A 14,580-nucleotide genomic window follows, 5' to 3' on the forward strand; every position below is an offset into this window, starting at 1 on the left:
CGGGTAACGGACTGCGAATGATGGGGGAGCGGGGCGAGCCCTCGAGTCTAGCGAACCTTCTGCGCGTAATTCCAGGCCAGTTCGGCCATCGGCTTCGCGCGCCGGCCGGCGTCGAGCGCCTGCGCGCTCGACGCGGTACCGTCGACGGCGCGCTTCATGATTCCTTGCAGGATCGCGGCGATGCGGAACATGTTGTAGGCCAGATAGAAATTCCAGTCGCCACGAATCTCGAAGCCGGTGCGTTGGCAATAACGCTCCACGTAGCGTGCTTCATCGGGGATGCCGAGCGCGGCCCAATCGAGTCCCGCGATGCCGCGGAACTGCGTCGGGTCGACATGCCACGCCATGCAGTGATACGCGAAATCGGCGAGCGGATCGCCGAGCGTCGACAGTTCCCAGTCGAGCACCGCGAGCACGCGCGGCTCGTTGCGATCGAAGATCAGGTTGTCGAGCCGGTAGTCGCCGTGCACGACCGACACGCGCTCGTTCGTTTCGGCCGGCATATGCTGCGGCAGCCATTCGATCAGGCGATGCATCGCGTCGATCGGTTCGGTCTCGGACGCCAGATACTGCTTGCTCCAGCGGCCGATCTGGCGCGCGAAGTAATTGCCTGGCTTGCCGTAGTCGGCGAGGCCGGCGGCGGTGACGTCGACACTGTGCAACGCCGCGATCACGCGATTCATTTCGTCGTAGATCGCCGCGCGCTCGCTGGGCGTCATGCCGGGCAGCGATTGATCCCACAGCACGCGGCCGTCGACGAACTCCATCACGTAGAACGCGCGGCCGATCACGCTTTCGTCTTCGCACAGCGCGAGCATGCGTGCGACCGGCACGTCGGTGGCGGCGAGCGCGTGCATCACGCGATATTCGCGTTCTATCGCGTGCGCGGATGGCAGCAGTTTCGCGGTGGGTCCGGGCTTCGCGCGCATCACGTACGAGCGCGACGGCGTGATCAGCTTGAACGTGGGATTGGATTGTCCGCCCGCGAATTGCTCGAGCGTCAGCGGTCCCGCGAAGCCGTCGACATGGCCCGCCAGCCACGCGGCGAGCGCGTCGGTGTCGAAGCGTTGCCGCTCGTTGACCGGGCGGGTGCCCTCGAAAGCCGAGTAGTCCTGTTTGCCTGCGGGTTCGCCGGTCTGCGTGGCTTGCGCCATGTGTCTCCTCCAGTTCGGTGTCAGCTACGCTGGAATCGGATGAATTGTGCGTAGAGGATTTCCATCGTGGTGTTGCGAACGTCGCGATGCAGCGGCGACGGCGGTGAATAGTTGAGCATGCGCAGCACCCAGTCGCGCGGCGCGGCGCCGACGTCGAGCGCGTTGATGCAGCCGGTCGCCTGCGACAGATGGCCGAAGAAGGTGCGGCCGCCCGCCGTCAGCGCATGCGACAGGATCGCGCGATTGACGCCGCCGTGCAGCACCAGCAGCACGGTGTCCCACGAGGTGTCTTCGCGCAGCGCCGCGATGGCCGGCAGCACGCGATCGAACAGCTCGCCGATCGTTTCGCCGTCGAGAAAGCGCATGCTCTCCGGCACGATGCCGTCGAACACGCCGAGAAACGCCGCCTCGATATCGCTCGGCGGAATGCTGCCGAGCCGCCCGCCGCGAATCTCCTGCAATGCGGGGTCGATCTCGGGTTCGATCTGCTGACCCGTTTCGGCGAGCACGCGCCGCGCGGTTTCGATCGTGCGCGGCAAGCCGCTGACGATCACGCGGTCGAAGCGCACCTGCTGCTCGGCGAACACGCGGCCGGCCGCGCTCGCCTGCTCGCGGCCGTTCGCGTTCAGCGGCACGGTTTCGGGATCGATCGCGCGGCCGGAGTCGTCGAAGTAGGTGACGTCGCCGTGACGCATCAGGAAAACGCGGCGCCGTTTCGGCAATTGATAGTCGGGCATGTCGGGCGGCTCTCTCGTCGCTTATTTGTAAATCGGCGCGCGCTTTTCGAGGAACGCGCTGATGCCTTCGAGACCGTCGCGATGATGCAGCGACGCGACGAAGTTATCGCGCTCGGCGACCAGGTGATCCGCGAGCGGCTGCGTGCCGGCCGCGGCGATCAGCCCTTTGATGCGCGCGACCGAATTGGGCGAGATCGCGCCGAGCTCATCGGCCCATGCGAGCGCGTTATCGCGCGCGGCGCCGGCTTTGGTGAGCCGGTTGACGACGCCGAGTTCGTGCAGACGCGTGGCGCCGATCGGCTTGGCTTCGATCAGTACCTCGGTGGCCAGCTGACGCGGCAGCGACTGCGCGAGGAACCACGAGCCGCCGCCGTCGGGCGTCAAGCCGACGCGCGCGTAGGACATCGCGAACTTCGCGTTGTCCGCGGCGACGATCAGATCACAGGCGAGCGCGAGCGAAAACCCCGCCCCGGCCGCCGCGCCTTCCACCGCGGCAATCACCGGCTTCGACGACAGCCGCAGCGCCGAAATCCATTGCGCGAGCATGTCGATGCTATCGGCCTGCACGGACGGATCTTTCGCGCGATTTTCGAGCAGCCGGTTCAGGTTGCCGCCCGCGCAGAAGAAGTCGTCGGCGCCGGTGATCACGACGGCGCGAATCGACGGATCGCGCTCGACGGTATCGAATGCCTCGATGCCGGCTGCGTACATATCCGGATGCAGCGCGTTGCGCGCACCGGGGTTCGAGAGCGTGAGGACCAGCGTGGATTCGCTGCTGGCGGGGCGTGAAGCGAGCAGGGCGGCGCTCATGATGGGGTCTCCGTTCGAATGTCGGCGGCGTCTCGCTGGGTGAGCGAGAGGCCGAGTTGCGCGCGTCTTGCGAGCCACGGCGACGGCCGATAGCGAGGTTCGCCGAGCACGCTGTGCATGTTGCGCAGGATCGTGAGAATGGTGGTGGCGCCGAGTGCATCGCCGAGCGCGAGCGGTCCGCGCGGATAGCCGAGACCGAGCATCACGGCGAGGTCGATGTCCTCTGGCGTTGCAATCTGTCTTTGCGCGATGTCGCAGCCGATGTTGACGATCGTCGCGACCACCCGCTGCGCGACGAAGCCGGTCGAATCGCGGATCACGGTGACGGGGATGCCGTCGGCGGCGAACAGCGCATGCGCGCAATCGCGCGCGGCGCGTGTCGTGGCGGGCGTGGTCATCAGCGTGCGGCGTTGTGCGCCGACGAGCGGGAACAGCGCGTCGACGGCGACCACGCGGCTCGCGTCGAGCGTTTCGTCGACCGCGGCCGTGGTCGCGTCGTGGCCGAACGGCGTGACGACGATCAGTGAACCGGCCGCAGGCGTTACGCCTTCGTCGAGCTTCACGCCCGCTTTGCCGACCAGTTGCACGACGGCCTGATACGCGTCGCGATAGCGCTGGCTGACCCACACGCTTTGCGGCAGCGTGGCCGGCGCGGGTGCTTCGGCGGGAACCTGTTGTTGGCCGTCCACGTAGCGATAAAAACCTTCGCCGCTCTTGCGGCCGAGCAGTCCGGCCGACAGCCGCGTGCCCGTAATCGGCGACGGCGTATAGCGCGGTTCTTCGTAGAACTGGTGATAGATCGACTCCATCACCGGATGCGACACGTCGAGCGCGGTCAGGTCCAGCAGCTCGAACGGTCCGAGGCGAAAGCCGGCCTGCTCGCGCATGATGCGGTCGATATCCGCAAAGCTCGCGACACCTTCGCTCGCCACGCGCAAACCCTCGGTATTCATGCCACGGCCCGCGTGATTGACGATGAAGCCGGGCATGTCCTTCGCGCGCACCGGCGTATGGCCCATGCGGCGCGCGAGATCCATCAGCGCGTCACCGGCCTCGGGGTCGCTGCGCAGGCCGTCGATGACTTCGACGACCTTCATCAGCGGCACCGGATTGAAGAAGTGATAGCCGACCACGCGCGACGGATCGGTGCAGCCCGCGGCAATCGCGGTGATCGACAGCGACGACGTATTCGACGCGAGGATGCAGCGGCCGCTGACCACGGTTTCGAGCTCGCGAAACAGCGCCTGCTTCACCTCGAGCTTTTCGACGATTGCCTCGACGATCAGATCGCAGCCGACCAGTTCGCTCACCGCCTGCACGCCGCTGACGTTGGCGAGCGCGGCGAGCGAGCGCGACTGTTCGAGCTTGCCTTTGGCCGTCAATGTGGCGAAAGTCTCCGCGAGATAGTCGCGCGCCGCGCCGACGGCGGCCGCGTTGGTGTCGTAGAGCCGCACACGCAGGCCAGCGAGCGCTGCGATCTGCGCGATCCCGCGGCCCATCGCGCCAGTGCCGACGATGCCGATGGTCTCGATGCTGAAATTGCGAGAGTTCATTGAGATGCCCGACTCCATGGTAATTTTAGAATAGCACGATCGTGCAGTTTCTTGGATGATTCGATGGAAAGCCGCTGCTTCAACCTCGACGCGCGGTCTCACACACCATGACACAAGGAGACACCCGATGATCAAACTGTGCGGTTTCGCACTTTCCAACTACTACAACAAGGTCAAGTTCGTGCTGCTCGAGCATGGCATCGAGTTCGAGGAGCATCTCGTGAAGCCGAGCCAGGACGAAGCGCTGCTGGAGCATTCGCCGCTCGGCAAGGTGCCATATCTGCAGACCGAGCACGGCGATCTGTGCGAGTCGCAGTGCATTGTCGAATACCTGGCCGCGGTTTTTCCCAACAAGCGAATCTTCTCCGCCGATCCGTGGCAGGCCGCCAAGGAGCGCGAAATGATCTTCTTCGTCGATGTGCATCTCGAACTGACGGTGCGCAATCTGTACAAGGAAGCATTTTTCGGCGGCACGGTCAGCGACGCGACGAAAGGGCGCGTCGAGAAGCTGCTCACGCATCACATCGCGGGCTTCAGGCGGATCGCGAAGTTCGCGCCGTATCTGTGCGGCGAGCAATTCAGCGTCGCGGATACCGCCGGTTACGTGAGCCTGCCGCTCGTCGGCATGGCGACGCGGACGATTTACGGCCGCGATTTTCTGCTCGAAGCGGGGATCGACTGGAAGAGCTACGTGAAGACGATCAACGCGCGGCCGGCTGCGCAGCGCGTGAGCGAGGATCGCAAGGCCTGTGTCGCGGCGTCGCGTGCGTCCTGAGGGTATGACCGCGATGTCGTGAAGCGCGCATGGGTGCCAAGGACACACCCATGCCGCAGAGCGCGATGGCAAGGAACGCAGGTTCGTTCGTGGCATCGCGCAAGACATCCTAGAGCCGCGTGAGCCGTTCGAGCGCGGTAGCGAGCGTGCCTTCCTGCTTGGCGAAGCAGAAGCGCACGACGCCCGACTCGTGAGCCTCGTGATAGAACGCCGAGACCGGAATCGCCGCGACGCCGATCTCGCCGGTCAGCCATTGCGCGAATTCGGCTTCAGGCAGGTCGCTGATCGCCGAATAGTCGACGCACTGAAAATACGTGCCCGTGCACGGCAGCAACCGGAAGCGCGAATTCGTGAGGCCAGCGCGGAAGAAGTCGCGCTTGCGCTGATAGAACGCCGGTAGCTCGACATACGGCGCCGGGTCCTTCATGTAATCCGCAAGGCCGATCTGCATCGGCGTGTTGACGGTGAATACGTTGAACTGGTGCACCTTGCGGAACTCGGCGGTCAGCGCGGCGGGCGCGGCCACATAGCCGACTTTCCAGCCGGTCACGTGGTAGGTCTTGCCGAAGCTCGACACGACGAAGCTGCGCTGCGCGAGTTCCGGATAACGGGCGACGCTTTCATGCGGCGCGCCGTCGTAGACCATGTGCTCGTACACCTCGTCGGACAAAATCAGCACGTTGGTGCCGCGCACGATCTCCTCGAGCTTGCGCATATCCTGTTCGCGCCACACCGTGCCGGTCGGATTGTGCGGCGTGTTGATCATGATGAGCCGCGTCTTCGGCGTGATCGCGGCGGCGAGCTTGTCGAACGGGATCGCGTAGTCGGGTGCGTCGAGCGTGACGAAGACCGGCTTGCCGCCAGCCAGTTCGATCGACGGCAGATAGCTGTCGTAGGTCGGTTCGATCACGATCACTTCGTCGCCCGCATGGACCGTGCAAAGAATCGCGGTCAGCAACGCCTGCGTGGCGCCCGCGGTCACGGTAATTTCGCTGTTCGCGTCGTAGCGGCGGCCGTACAGATTCGCGATCTTGTCCGAAATCGCCTGACGCAGCGGCAGTACGCCGGCCATCGGCGGATATTGGTTGTGGCCGTCGCGCATCGCGTTCGCGACCGCGTCGACGATGCGCGGATCGCAGGCGAAGTCGGGAAAGCCCTGACCCAGGTTGACCGCGCCCTTTTCTGCGGCGAGCGCGCTCATCACGGTGAAAATCGTCGTGCCGACGTTCGGCAGGCGAGACGGAAACGTGGGGCTCGTGGGCGTGTCGTGCGGTGCGTTCATGGCGTCGTGGGTAGCGGGGCGATAAGGTGGGCCTGATCTGTCCGGGATTCTCGAACTGTCGTTGCGAAGGGCGAAGCCTGATTGTAGGGAATGGCGACACGCTGTGCGCGCTGCGGGTGTCACCTACGGGCGGCCGGATTCACGCGCTGACGGCCTCGCCCCCAGCATTCTGCAGGATGCGGGCTTCCGCGGCGAACGGTGCCGGCTGTGCGATCCTGAAGCTGAAATCGCGCGCGATGCGTTTCGCGAGCTTCAACACCGCGCGGTCTTTCGACACGAGCCAGTCGGCCCCTGCCGCATGCGCGAGCTCGAGAAACTTCTGGTCGTCGCGATCCTTGCATTGGGGCAGCGGCCGGGCGTTATCGCTGGACCCGGTCGGCTCAGGCGGTTCGACCAGTTGCGCCAGCCGCGCGACGACCGCGAGCGCAGCCGCTTTGTCGACGTTGCGATGCGCGAACTGCGGATAGTCGAGCACGTAGGCGAGCTCGGCGAGGCAACGCGCGTCGATTAGCGCAATAAGCGCGCCGCTTTCGAGCGCGGCGGCGATCGGCCGCGTGTGCGGGTCGTCGAATACGAGAATATCGATCCACACATTGGAATCGAGTACGACGCGCAACGCGCCGCTTGAGGCGAGGGAACCGGGCATTCGTTACAATCGGGCTTTCGTCTTTGACCGCCAGGCACGGCGTGCCTGCAAGCCTCTATGATAATCGTTCTGTCGCCGGCGAAATCGCTCGACTACGACACCCCGCCGCACGTCAAAAAGCACACGATCCCCGATTTCGTCGATGACGCCGCCGAACTGATCAGCGGCCTGCGCCGTTTGTCGCCGCAACAGATCGCTTCGCTGATGAGCATTTCCGATCAGCTCGCGCACCTCAATTTCCAGCGTTACGCGGACTGGTCGCCGCAATTCGGCACGCACAACGCCAAGCAGGCGGTGCTCGCTTTCAATGGCGACGTGTATGAAGGTTTCGATGCGAAGTCGTTGTCGTCGACCGATCTCGATTATGCGCAGAATCATGTGCGCGTGCTGTCGGGCCTCTATGGCCTGCTGCGTCCGCTTGATCTGCTGCAGCCTTACCGGCTCGAAATGGGCACGCGCTTCGTCAATCCGCGCGGCAAGGATCTCTACGCGTTCTGGGGCGAGCGGATCACGCACGCGTTGAACGCGCAGTTGAAGAAGAATGCGGCCACCTCGCGCGTGCTGGTCAATTGCGCGTCGAGCGAATACTTCAAATCGGTCAAGCCGAAGCTGCTCGACGCGCCGGTGGTCACGCCGGTGTTCGAAGACTGGAAGGGCGGCCGCTACAAGATCATCAGCTTCCATGCAAAACGTGCGCGCGGCTTGATGGCGCGCTTCGCGGTGGAAAACCGCGTCGATCGTCCCGAGCAGCTGAAGGACTTCGACACCGAAGGCTACGCGTTCAGCGCTGAAGCTTCGAACGACTCCACTTTCGTATTTCGCCGCCGCGTTGCGGAATGAGCATGCCGCTGCGCTAACAAGACAGCGTGCAATCAGGCAGGGAAGACTCTGATGACCTTATCGATTACGAGCAATTTCGACGCAGGCGCAATCGATGTGCTGTCCTGCGAGGACGCCGGCCATATTCGCCTGCGCGTGCGGCCCGACAGCCACGCCGAGTTCGCGCAGTGGTTCTATTTCCGCCTGTCGGGCGCGGCGGGCGAGCGCTGCGTGATGAGCTTCGAGAACGCCGCCGCGTGCGCGTTCGCGGAGGGCTGGCGCGACTATCGGGCAGTCGCGAGCTATGACCGCGTGAACTGGTTTCGCGTGCCGACCTCGTACGACGGCCGCGTGCTGACGATCGACCATACGCCCGAATTCGACAGCATCTACTACGCGTACTTCGAACCGTACAGCGAGGAGCGTCATGCCGAGTTTCTCGGCGCCGTGCAGCAGATGCCGCACGCGTCGCTGACCGAGCTCGGCAAGACGGTCGAAGGGCGGCCGATTTCGCTGCTCACGCTCGGCACGCCGCCCGCGGACGATGCCGCCAACGCCGCGCCCAAAAAGAACATCTGGCTGATCGCGCGCCAGCATCCGGGCGAGACGATGGCCGAGTGGTTCATCGAGGGGTTGGTGAAGCGGCTGGTGGGCTGGGGAGACTGGGCGGGCGACCCGGTCGCGCGCAAGCTGTACGATCACGCGGTGTTCCACATCGTGCCGAACATGAATCCGGACGGCAGCGTGCGCGGCAATCTGCGCACCAACGCGGCCGGCGCGAACCTGAATCGCGAATGGATGGAGCCGGACGCCGCGCGCAGTCCCGAGGTGCTGGTGGTGCGCGACGCGATCCACGCGGCAGGCTGCGACCTGTTCTTCGATATTCACGGCGACGAAGCTTTGCCGTATGTGTTCGTCGCGGGCTCCGAAATGCTGCCGGGCTTTACCGAGCGGCAGGGGCGCGAGCAGAAGGCGTTCATCGAGGCGTTCAAGCACGCGAGTCCGGATTTTCAGGACAAGTATGGCTATGCGGCGAGCAAGTATCGAGAGGATGCGTTGAAGCTTGCGTCGAAGTACATTGGCAATGAATTCGGCTGTCTGTCGTTGACGTTGGAAATGCCGTTCAAGGACAACGCGAATCTGCCCGACGAGCGCGTGGGCTGGAACGGAGAGCGCAGCGCGTCGCTTGGCGCCGCAATGTTGCAGGCGATTCTGCGTCATGTGGAGACGTTCGCCTGAAGCAGCGGACGGCTGGACACAAAAAACGAGGCACGCACGGGAAAAGTGCGTGCCTCGTTTTTTATTGGGGCGACTGATCGGACGGTGGCGCGGCTCGATCAGCGCCAGATGCAGTTAGCTCTTCTTCTTCGAGTTCTTGTTTGCCGATTTGCTCTACGTCGTGCGCGACGATTGGCCCGAGCCTGACTTCGACGACTTCTTCGGCGTCTTGCCGCCGACCGCGTGCTTGCCTTTGCCGCTTTTGTGCTTGCCCGATCCCTCGCTGCGCGCGCGGTTCGGCGGTACCGGGTCGTTCCAGCTGAACGCGAGCATTTGCGATCCCACGTAGCCGCAGCGGAATTTCAGATCGGCGGGCTCGCCCGAGTTGTTCTGGCGCACACCGACGCCTTCGACGGTGACGATGCTGTCCACCTTGACGCGCTGCTTGCCTTCGTCGAACGAGTCGTTCCACGGCGTGACGGAGGAGTGCGCGCTGTCGAACGAACTGGACGGAAATTCGACGTGGTCGAACGCGGTCGATGTGCTGGCGACGAAGTCGCCGTGGGCGGCGCAGTCCGCGACGAGCGGATCCGCGTGCATTTCGGTGATAAATCTTTTGACGAGGTCGTTGTGCTGTTCGAGCTGATCAGCGAATGCGGGAGCCGCGCAGATGAGCGAGAGACTCGCTGCGCAGGCTGCCACCCGGCCGATCACCCGCAGCAACCGGCTCGGTACATTGGTGCGATCCATCTAGTTCTTTAGACGCAAATGGGAGATGAGGCAAATAAGATGCCCCGCGCAAGGGTTGAGTTCAATGTTGCAGCAAATATTCTGTCTTGTCCTGATGGGCGCGCCCGGAAAGTCTCCAGCGAAGAGGCGCTGATTATCACAGATCCGCCGCACGCGACGCCAAAGCGCGCATTCTCAGGTGCGCGGGCCGCCCAGACGATAGCGCCGGACGTCGTAGGTGGTAACCCACGCCGGACGGTAGACCGCGATCAGCGCGGTCGCCATGCCGGTGAACCATGCTTCGCCGGTGGCGAGCAGCAGCACGCTGAGCGCGTAGCCGACTGGCACCACGGTCATCGAGCCGCCGGACACTGCGATATGGATGCCGAGCGCAGCCGCGGCGGTGAAGGACACGGCGATGGCGGGCGAAACGAAGCCCTGGCCGAAGATGAACATGAAAAGGTTGCGCGGCAGCCACGCGGTGCAGAGGCGCTGGAGCAAGGTGGAGACGGCGACGGGCAGGGCGCCGTACACGAGGAACGTCAGCGCAATGCCTTGCCACGGTGCATCGAAGACGACGGCGGCGAGGCCCGTGACCAGTGCCATCGCGATCAGGGCGAGCCCCCAGTCGAATAGCGTGACGACGAGTGTGGCGCCGAGCAGGTGCATCACGGTGCCGTCGTCCAGCCAGGCGTTGCTCGCCCACAGCACAGACACCGCGACGATTATCGCGAGCCAGACATGCTGGAGCGTGCCGTCCTGAAGTCTTTTGAAAGGATTTTTCCACAGCGCGAGCGCGATCACCATCGCGGTGGCAGTCCAGCCACCGACAGCGACCCAGAACGGAAGCGGTGTGTAGAGGAAACCCATGTGTCTCATATTACTCGTTGGACGACAAAAGGTGTGAGCGGATTCCATGCCAGCTCACCCTCGACGCTGCGCGCATGCCGCTGCGGGCATGCGGATGTTCTAACCCATTTGCGCGGCGCGACCCGCGTCATGCGGAGTCCGGCCTGACCGACTTGCGCGCGGGCCAGCCGTGTGGCGTTTCACTGTACGACGTGGCGGGCTCCGCGGCCATCGGCAGCGCGGCGCTGGCGTCGCTGCCGGGCAACGGATACTGGAAACGCGCGCGTTGCCGTCGCCGGAGCGGAACCGGGCCGGGCTGCCCGCGTATGACCGGCCGCGCGCTGTGCTCGCCGTTGTTGCGCAGCACTTGCAAATGATTCGTGAGCCAGCCGTTGTAAAGCGCGACCGCGGCGGCGCGATTGGGCGCCCCGAGTTGCTGGAATATGCTCGTCAGGTGGATCTTGACCGTGCCTTCGCTAATGCCGAGCGTGCGTGCGATCATCTTGTTGGTGCTGCCCATGTGCACGCAGCGCATGATCTGCTCTTGCCGCGGCGACAGCCCGCTCGAGAGTTTGTTGCGGCGGGGCGGCGGACTTTCTTCATCGAACGTACGGATCGTGGTGTCGGTCGGCAGCGGCGGATCGATCGCCAGCGCGCCGGGCGGCACGTAGTGACCGCCGAGCAGCACCATTTCCAATGCGCGCACGATCAGGCAGGGATCGGTGTCGCGTGGAACGACGCCGAGCACACCCTCGTCCATTAGCGCACGCACGAGCGCTGGCAAGGTCCCGTCGGTGAGCACGCTGATGCGCAGGTCGGGAAAGTGGCTGAGCAGCGCGCGAACTTGTGCAACCGACATCCAGTCCTCCCAGTCGATCACGACGAGATCGGGCCGATAACGCTTGAACGGACGTTCGAGCAGACGCCATTCGTCGGCCTCGGTGAAGCGTGCCAGCCGGTCGATCTGCCGCAGCAAGGCTTTGAGTCCATCACGTCGTTCTGCATTTGAATTGAGAATCGCGAAGCGCATGCATGTCTCCAGATGTGTCGGGCGAAATGGCGCGACGCATCTGTGGGACTCGTTAAGCTGACTCGATCACGGCGATGCGTCACCGTGCCTATGATGACAAATTCCCTCCGTTTTGACGGCTGTCCAAAAGGCATAAGAAAAGCGGACATTCAACGAAAAAAGCCCCGTCTATACGGGGCTTTTTGCGATAAGGCGTGGATGTCGACGTCGGGGTTAGTGGAAATGCGGTTGCGCGGGCTCGGCATCCTCGGGCATTTCCGCGTGGACGATTTCGCCGAGCGGGTCCGCATACAGCGGCACGCCGCAGTCGTCGCAGTATTCCGGCTCGAAGCGGCCTGCGTGGCGGCGCACATCCGTGATGCCGGTTTCCTTCAGCAGCGCGACGATTTCTTCGAGCGGCTCGTCCGAGCCGGTGACTTCTTCCGGCTCCTCGTCGATGCCGGCCTCGCCGTTTTCGCGGCCGTAGAGCGGCCACACGACACCATAAATCACCTCGTTGCTGCCCTTGCGGGTGAAGCCGACGCGGTACTCGTCGATGCGCCGTTCACCGAAGCCGGCGACCACCGCGCGCAGATCCTGCGGCGCCGCGCCAATCGTGTCGAAAAGATAACGCACGGCGGTACGCACGGTGTGAGGACGCACACTTTCGTCGGCGTCGCGGCAGGCCGAGTAGTAAGCATCCGGCAGCAGACATTCGAATTCGCAGCCCGGCAGCACGACCGACAGGTTCGCGCCGCCTTGCGTGGCCCATTGCTCGAGACATTGGCCGCGTTCGATCCGCGTGCCGTGCTCTTCTTCCTGCCAGCGGAACGTCGCTTCGCCGACGGGCGCGGCGACTACGGCAAGCAGAAAGCGCGGGTCCGCCAGAATCGGCGAGGTCTCCGGCAGTTCTCCGAAATTGAGCTTCGCGTTGCCGCCGCTGACCGCGGCCTGCGCAAGTTGCTGAGCGATGCGCCACGTTTCGACGTGATGGCGCGGCAACTGGTCGATGCTGTACAGGAACGGAGCCATTGCCACGCGCGTGTTGGCGGCGAGCACGTGCGCTTGCAGATGTGCGCGCAGGGCGTCGGCGGCGTCCGACTTGAGCGGGCCGGACGGGATCACGTAGCGGGTCCAGGCGAGTACGGGAGCCGCGATCAGCAGCGCTTCGTACGGCACGCCTTCGTGTTCGATGACGAACGATTCGCTATGTGTTTCCGCCATGTCGGCGAGCGCGCCGTAGGCATCCGGATGGTTTTGCTGCAGATGGTCGAGCGCGGCGTCCAGCGTAGTCTGGTTGGCGTTGCGCACAATTTTGGCCAGCAGCGCGTCGAGCTTCGCTTCCCAGAAGCGATCTTCGGTACGGCTGCCCGACGCGAAAAGCGCGAGCGAGAGACCGACGAGCTTGTCGGCGTCGGGAGGGAGACGTTTGGCGATTCGCGAGCGCATAAATCCAGAAAAATTGGGGGCACGGAACCTTATATTCTAGTCTTTTCCAGGCAGCTATATGGCTTGGTCGGCAATCTTGAGGCAGATTCGAGTTCTTTCGTCTCAACAAATGCGTTCGCCACTGGCACGACGCACGCGACTGATAACGCTCTGGCCGGATGGGATTCAACACCCCGGATACCCGACTCGCTTCTATACTTACGGCGTTTAGCGGGCGCCTGACGGGCGTGTGCCATTTCATCGCCACGTCTGGTGCAATAGGAGATCCATCGTGAAATCGGACCAACTAATCGAGCGACTAGCCGCGGTATTCGCGTTAATTGTGCTCGTAGGTGGGTCGTTGCTGGTGCTGGCGCCATTTACGACCGCGCTGCTGTGGGGCGCCATCCTCAGCTACAGCTCCTGGGGACTCTACCGGCGACTCACTGGCGTGGTTGGGGGCCGGCGCAAGCTGGCCGCGACCTTGATCGTGCTGATCATCCTGGTCGTGGTGCTCGGGCCGTTCGTCTATGCGGGTTTCGCGTTCGGTACCCATGTTCACGAGATCGTCGCGCTGGTGCAAAGACTGTTCGAGTCGGGGTTGCCCGATCTGCCGCCGTGGGTGCAGCGGATTCCGCTGGTTGGTTCGAGCATCGAAGCTTTTTGGGAGCGCTTGACCAGTAGCAATTCTGAGCTGATTGCGCAGTTGCGCACGCTCGCCGCGCCGGCTGGCAAGTGGATTCTCGCGGCGGCGCTGGCGGTGACGCATGGGCTGGGGCTCCTCGCGTTGAGCATCGTGCTTGCGTTCTTCTTTTATACCGGGGGCGAGGGTGCGGCCGCGTGGCTGAACGCTGGCATGCGTCGAGTCGCCGGCGAGCGTGCCGAGTATCTGCTGGCGCTGGCGGGCAGCACCGTGAAGGGTGTGGTCTACGGAATTCTTGGTACGGCCCTGGTGCAGGGGGTTCTCGCGGGATTCGGTTTCTGGATGGCGGGCGTGCCGGCGCCGGCGTTGCTCGGGCTCGTGACGTTCTTTCTGTCGGTGATACCGGGCGGTCCAGTCGTTGTCTGGTTGCCGGCAGCGATCTGGCTCTATCAGGGTGGGTCGACTGGATGGGCGATTTTTCTGGTTATATGGGGTCTGCTGGTAGTCGGCATGGCCGACAACGTCATCAAGCCGATCCTGATTGGCAAGAACAGCGATATGCCCCTGATTCTGGTCATGCTTGGCATCCTCGGCGGCGCGTTTGCGTTTGGTTTCCTTGGCGTTTTCATCGGCCCAACGTTGTTGGCGGTCGCTCATACCGTGCTGCATGATTGGACGATCGGGGCATCCGCCGCGCAGACGGCGGCGCCAGAAGTAAAAACGCCGGCGATAGACGATCCGGGCCGTGTGGGAAAGACCCCTTAAGGAAAACCCTAGATTTCACTTGCAAGTTCTGGCCGTGGCGACTAGAATTCCGCTCTTTCGTGCTCCGGACACCGGAGCGCGGGGAAGCGGGAAGCCTTTATGGCGAGGGCTTTAGCGGCGTGGGCAGGTTAAGCGAGTGATAAAAACCTGTTGACGATCTGGC

General features: G+C 63.8%; 14 protein-coding genes. 4 read left to right on the plus strand and 10 right to left on the minus strand.

Features of this window, described 5'->3' with window-relative positions; all coding sequences use genetic code 11:
* Positions 1-47: 47 nt before the first annotated feature.
* From AB3X89_RS33340 to AB3X89_RS33355, 4 genes are read right to left on the minus strand one after another with little or no spacing between them, the layout of a single operon-like run.
* Entirely contained in the window at positions 48-1,154 is a 1,107-nt protein-coding gene (locus AB3X89_RS33340; RefSeq protein ID WP_368587054.1) for a phosphotransferase, read from the minus strand.
* Between the two features lie 20 nt (positions 1,155-1,174).
* A complete protein-coding gene (locus AB3X89_RS33345) occupies positions 1,175-1,891 on the minus strand; it encodes a histidine phosphatase family protein (protein ID WP_368587055.1) in 717 nt (238 codons plus the stop codon).
* Between the two features lie 21 nt (positions 1,892-1,912).
* A complete protein-coding gene (locus tag AB3X89_RS33350) occupies positions 1,913-2,701 on the minus strand; it encodes an oxepin-CoA hydrolase, alternative type (protein ID WP_368587056.1) in 789 nt (262 codons plus the stop codon).
* The gene (locus AB3X89_RS33355) at positions 2,698-4,254 is read right to left on the minus strand and encodes a 3-hydroxyacyl-CoA dehydrogenase (protein ID WP_368587057.1); all 1,557 of its coding nucleotides are present in this window, start codon (positions 4,252-4,254) and stop codon (positions 2,698-2,700) included. The genes AB3X89_RS33350 and AB3X89_RS33355 overlap by 4 nt, the downstream gene beginning before the upstream one ends.
* A gap of 127 nt (positions 4,255-4,381) precedes the next feature.
* Here AB3X89_RS33355 and AB3X89_RS33360 point away from each other — a divergent pair, with 127 nt between their 5' ends.
* Positions 4,382-5,029: a glutathione S-transferase family protein gene (locus AB3X89_RS33360; protein ID WP_368587058.1), complete on the plus strand. Its 648-nt coding sequence runs from the start codon at positions 4,382-4,384 to the stop codon at positions 5,027-5,029.
* 109 nt (positions 5,030-5,138) lie between these two features.
* Here AB3X89_RS33360 and AB3X89_RS33365 read toward each other — a convergent pair whose 3' ends face one another.
* Together AB3X89_RS33365 and AB3X89_RS33370 are read right to left on the minus strand one after the other, a co-directional pair.
* Complete coding sequence (locus AB3X89_RS33365) at positions 5,139-6,311, minus strand: pyridoxal phosphate-dependent aminotransferase (protein ID WP_368587059.1); 1,173 nt, start codon at positions 6,309-6,311, stop codon at positions 5,139-5,141.
* Between the two features lie 139 nt (positions 6,312-6,450).
* Positions 6,451-6,957 (minus strand): putative toxin-antitoxin system toxin component, PIN family, encoded by a 507-nt coding sequence (locus AB3X89_RS33370; RefSeq protein WP_368587060.1) that lies wholly within the window; start codon positions 6,955-6,957, stop codon positions 6,451-6,453.
* A gap of 57 nt (positions 6,958-7,014) precedes the next feature.
* On the opposite strand from AB3X89_RS33370, the gene yaaA reads away from it, so the two are divergent.
* Both yaaA and AB3X89_RS33380 read left to right on the plus strand, forming a co-directional pair.
* Positions 7,015-7,797 (plus strand): peroxide stress protein YaaA, encoded by a 783-nt coding sequence (gene yaaA / locus AB3X89_RS33375; protein WP_368587061.1) that lies wholly within the window; start codon positions 7,015-7,017, stop codon positions 7,795-7,797.
* A gap of 51 nt (positions 7,798-7,848) precedes the next feature.
* Positions 7,849-9,015, plus strand: coding sequence for a M14-type cytosolic carboxypeptidase (locus AB3X89_RS33380; RefSeq protein ID WP_368587062.1), 1,167 nt, complete (start codon positions 7,849-7,851; stop codon positions 9,013-9,015).
* A gap of 153 nt (positions 9,016-9,168) precedes the next feature.
* Here AB3X89_RS33380 and AB3X89_RS33385 read toward each other — a convergent pair whose 3' ends face one another.
* The 4 genes from AB3X89_RS33385 to AB3X89_RS33400 all read right to left on the minus strand — a co-directional run bounded on the left by AB3X89_RS33385 (position 9,169) and on the right by AB3X89_RS33400 (position 13,030).
* Positions 9,169-9,744, minus strand: a complete 576-nt coding sequence (locus AB3X89_RS33385; protein ID WP_368587063.1) for a hypothetical protein — start codon at positions 9,742-9,744, stop codon at positions 9,169-9,171.
* A gap of 174 nt (positions 9,745-9,918) precedes the next feature.
* On the minus strand, positions 9,919-10,593 hold the full coding sequence (locus AB3X89_RS33390; RefSeq protein ID WP_368587067.1) for an energy-coupling factor ABC transporter permease: 675 nt from the start codon (positions 10,591-10,593) through the stop codon (positions 9,919-9,921).
* Between the two features lie 127 nt (positions 10,594-10,720).
* Positions 10,721-11,602 (minus strand): LuxR C-terminal-related transcriptional regulator, encoded by an 882-nt coding sequence (locus AB3X89_RS33395; protein WP_368587064.1) that lies wholly within the window; start codon positions 11,600-11,602, stop codon positions 10,721-10,723.
* Positions 11,603-11,815: 213 nt separating this feature from the next.
* Positions 11,816-13,030: a DUF2863 family protein gene (locus AB3X89_RS33400; protein WP_368587065.1), complete on the minus strand. Its 1,215-nt coding sequence runs from the start codon at positions 13,028-13,030 to the stop codon at positions 11,816-11,818.
* 271 nt (positions 13,031-13,301) lie between these two features.
* On the opposite strand from AB3X89_RS33400, the gene AB3X89_RS33405 reads away from it, so the two are divergent.
* Positions 13,302-14,417 (plus strand): AI-2E family transporter, encoded by a 1,116-nt coding sequence (locus AB3X89_RS33405; protein ID WP_368587066.1) that lies wholly within the window; start codon positions 13,302-13,304, stop codon positions 14,415-14,417.
* The last annotated feature ends 163 nt before the right edge of the window (positions 14,418-14,580 follow it).

Origin of the sequence: Paraburkholderia sp. BR14320 (assembly GCF_040948665.1) — a bacterium.
GTDB lineage: Bacteria > Pseudomonadota > Gammaproteobacteria > Burkholderiales > Burkholderiaceae > Paraburkholderia > Paraburkholderia youngii.

Coding starts and splice junctions, on each gene's coding strand:
- AB3X89_RS33340 (WP_368587054.1), bottom strand. CDS start 1,154: ATGGCGCAAGCCACGCAGACCGGCGAACCCGCAGGCAAACAGGACTAC.
- AB3X89_RS33345 (WP_368587055.1), bottom strand. CDS start 1,891: ATGCCCGACTATCAATTGCCGAAACGGCGCCGCGTTTTCCTGATGCGT.
- AB3X89_RS33350 (WP_368587056.1), bottom strand. CDS start 2,701: ATGAGCGCCGCCCTGCTCGCTTCACGCCCCGCCAGCAGCGAATCCACG.
- AB3X89_RS33355 (WP_368587057.1), bottom strand. CDS start 4,254: ATGAACTCTCGCAATTTCAGCATCGAGACCATCGGCATCGTCGGCACT.
- AB3X89_RS33360 (WP_368587058.1), top strand. CDS start 4,382: ATGATCAAACTGTGCGGTTTCGCACTTTCCAACTACTACAACAAGGTC.
- AB3X89_RS33365 (WP_368587059.1), bottom strand. CDS start 6,311: ATGAACGCACCGCACGACACGCCCACGAGCCCCACGTTTCCGTCTCGC.
- AB3X89_RS33370 (WP_368587060.1), bottom strand. CDS start 6,957: ATGCCCGGTTCCCTCGCCTCAAGCGGCGCGTTGCGCGTCGTACTCGAT.
- yaaA (WP_368587061.1), top strand. CDS start 7,015: ATGATAATCGTTCTGTCGCCGGCGAAATCGCTCGACTACGACACCCCG.
- AB3X89_RS33380 (WP_368587062.1), top strand. CDS start 7,849: ATGACCTTATCGATTACGAGCAATTTCGACGCAGGCGCAATCGATGTG.
- AB3X89_RS33385 (WP_368587063.1), bottom strand. CDS start 9,744: ATGGATCGCACCAATGTACCGAGCCGGTTGCTGCGGGTGATCGGCCGG.
- AB3X89_RS33390 (WP_368587067.1), bottom strand. CDS start 10,593: ATGGGTTTCCTCTACACACCGCTTCCGTTCTGGGTCGCTGTCGGTGGC.
- AB3X89_RS33395 (WP_368587064.1), bottom strand. CDS start 11,602: ATGCGCTTCGCGATTCTCAATTCAAATGCAGAACGACGTGATGGACTC.
- AB3X89_RS33400 (WP_368587065.1), bottom strand. CDS start 13,030: ATGCGCTCGCGAATCGCCAAACGTCTCCCTCCCGACGCCGACAAGCTC.